Source organism: Neisseria sp. P0021.S005, assembly GCF_051956955.1.
Genome location: NZ_JBQCWY010000379.1, coordinates 1 through 2943, shown reverse-complemented (window position 1 = coordinate 2943; position 2943 = coordinate 1). Strand labels below are relative to the sequence as shown.

At 48.1% G+C, this 2943-nt stretch carries 2 protein-coding genes; both read right to left on the bottom strand.

Features of this window, described 5'->3' with window-relative positions:
* Window positions 1-154: 154 nt before the first annotated feature.
* On the bottom strand, window positions 155-1090 hold the full coding sequence (gene secF, locus ACTHUE_RS14430; protein WP_003686183.1) for a protein translocase subunit SecF: 936 nt from the start codon (window positions 1088-1090) through the stop codon (window positions 155-157).
* A gap of 3 nt (window positions 1091-1093) precedes the next feature.
* Window positions 1094-2943 (bottom strand): protein translocase subunit SecD (gene secD / locus ACTHUE_RS14425; RefSeq protein WP_440423828.1); only part of this gene is annotated, 1850 nt, incomplete at its 5' end.

Sequence of the window (2943 nt, the reverse complement as noted above, 5' to 3'; positions counted from 1 at the left end):
TCACAAAATTATATCGTCCATATTTTTTCTTTTTCTTTCGCATTTATCCCCTCTGATTTCATCAAAATAAAACATTTTGAAATTTAAATACAAAAGGCCGTCTGAAAACTGATTCAATCAATTTTCAGACGGCCTTTATCGAATTATTGCAGGTTTAAACTACCACTTCTTCTTTTTTCTTCACTTCTTTGGCAATGTTCTCACGGCTCAAACCGAACATCAGCAAGAGCGGGCTGGCAACCAATACGGAAGAGTAAATACCGAACACGATACCGATGGTCAGCGCCATAGAGAAACCGTGCAAGGCCGCACCGCCGAACACCAGCATAGAAACAACCATTGCCTCGGTCGAACCGTGAGTAATGATGGTACGGCTCATGGTTGCGGTAATCGCATTGTCGATGACCTCCGGAACAGTATGGCCGCGCATATGCGGTTTGCGGAAGTTTTCACGAATACGGTCAAACACCACCACAGACTCGTTCACGGAATAACCCAGAACTGCCAAAATACCTGCCAAGACAGTCAGAGAGAATTCCCATTGGAAGAAGGCGAAACAGCCGAGAATGATCACGATATCGTGCATATTCGCAATAATCGCCGATACTGCAAAACGCCACTCAAAACGCATGGACAAGTAAATAATAATACCTGCCACCACGAAACCTAATGCCATCAAACCGTTAGTGACCAATTCTTCGCCGACTTGAGGACCGATGAATTCGACTTGGCGCAAGGTAACGTCAGGATTGTCTTTTTTCAGCAAATCCATCACTTGGTTGGACAACTGGGCGGAGGTTACGCCTTCTTTGTTCGGCAGGCGGATCATGATGTGCTTGTTCGTACCCAATGCCTGAACCTGTACATCGCCCATTTTCAGCGTATCGAGGCGTTCGCGTGTTTTATTCACATCAACACCCTGCTGATATTGGACTTCCATCACCGTACCGCCGGTAAATTCGACGGAGAAATTCAGGCCTTTGGTTACCAAAAAGAACACGGCGGCGATAAACGTAACCAACGAAATAAAGGTCGTCAGTTTGCCGTAGCTCATAAACGGAATATCGCGTTTGATTTTAAATAATTCCATGTTTTACTCCTTGCCTTCTGCCATTTCAGCTTTCGGCTTCCATACCGCACCAATGGAAATATTCCGCAATTTGCGACGGCGGCCGTACCACAGGTTGACCAAAGCACGGAACACGACCACAGACGAGTACATCGAGGTCAGAATACCGATACAGTGCACAACAGCAAAACCACGTACCGGGCCGGAACCGAATACCAACAAAGCGATACCAGCAATCAGAGAGGTCAAGTTAGAGTCGACAATGGTTGCCCAAGCATGTTGGAAACCGAGGTTGATGGCCTGTTGAGGTGGTATGCCTCCGCGTAATTCTTCACGGATACGCTCGTTAATCAATACGTTAGAGTCAATCGCCATACCCAATGTCAATGCCAACGCGGCAATACCCGGCAGGGTCAGCGTTGCCTGCATGGCAGACAAAATACCCACCAAAAACAAGATATTGGTACTCAAGGCAATGGTAGAGAAGAAACCCATCAAGCGATAGTAAATCACCATGAATGCAGCAACAGCGGCAAAGCCCCACAAGGTGGAATTGAAACCTTTTTCAATGTTTTCTTTACCCAAAGACGGGCCGATGGTACGTTCTTCGACAATTTGCATAGGCGCAGCCAGCGAGCCGGCACGCAGCAACAATGAAGTATCGTTGGCTTCGGCAGTTGTCATGCTGCCGGAAATCTCCACACGGCCACCGGTAATGGCGGAGCGGATGACAGGCGCAGTCACGACTTCGGATTTACCTTGGTCGATCAACACCATAGCCATACGTTTACCCACATTGGCCGAAGTCAATTCGCCAAAAATGCTGCCACCTGCGCTGTCCAAGCTCAGGCTCACGGCAGGCGCACCCATTTGGTCAAAGCTAGGTTGCGCGTCGTTGATGTTGTCGCCGGTCAATTCAACTTGTTTGTTGACCAAAATAGTTTCCGGATGATCGCCACCGCTTGACAGTAACTCATAACCAGTCGGTACATTACCGTTTAAGGCTTCTTGAAGTTTAATCGGATCGTCTTCCACCATACGCACTTCCAAAGTCGCGGTACGACCGATAATGTCTTTGGCTTTGGCAGTATCTTGCACGCCCGGCAGCTGTACAACAATGCGGTCAAGACCGGATTGTTGGATAACCGGTTCTGCCACACCCAATTCGTTCACACGGTTGTGCAAAGTGTTGATGTTTTGTTTTACCGCATCAGAACGTACTTTATTGATCGCCTCTTCAGACAGAGTCAGCACGATATTGTTGCCGTCTGCAAGCAAAGTGGCTTCAGGGAACATCTTTTGCAACTGAGGCAAAGCCTTTTGTACATCGGCAGCATCTTGCAGAGGCACAGTCAGACCATTTTCAGCCTGATGCACCGTACCGGTACGGATTTTTTCGCGACGCAATTCGCGGCGGATGTCGCCGGCGTAACGTTCAAACGTTTTCTGCATCGCGGCTTTCATGTCCACCTGCATGGTGAAATGCACACCGCCGCGCAAGTCCAGACCCAAGAACATCGGATTGGCTTTAATTTTCGCCATCCACTCAGGACTGTCCGCCAAAAGGTTGAGCGCGGTAATATAGCCTTCGCCCAAAGTGTTTTCGATGACATCACGCGCTTTTAATTGCGTTTCAGTATCTTTAAAACGCACTTTCAGCGAATTATCGACAATGAACATACCATCAGTCTGAATACCTGCGCTTTGTAACGCAGAAGACACTTTAGACTGGGTTTGATCGTTGATCACGATGGCTTGTCGGTTGGTCGATACCTGTACGGCAGGCGTTTCACCGAAAAGGTTGGGCAGCGAGTAAACAGCCGCAACCACAATCGTGAACGCAATCAGCAGGTATTTCCATAAAGGATAACGGT

Excerpts from the sequence above, each read along its gene's own strand:
- secF (WP_003686183.1), bottom strand. The coding sequence starts at position 1,090 with ATGGAATTATTTAAAATCAAACGCGATATTCCGTTTATGAGCTACGGC.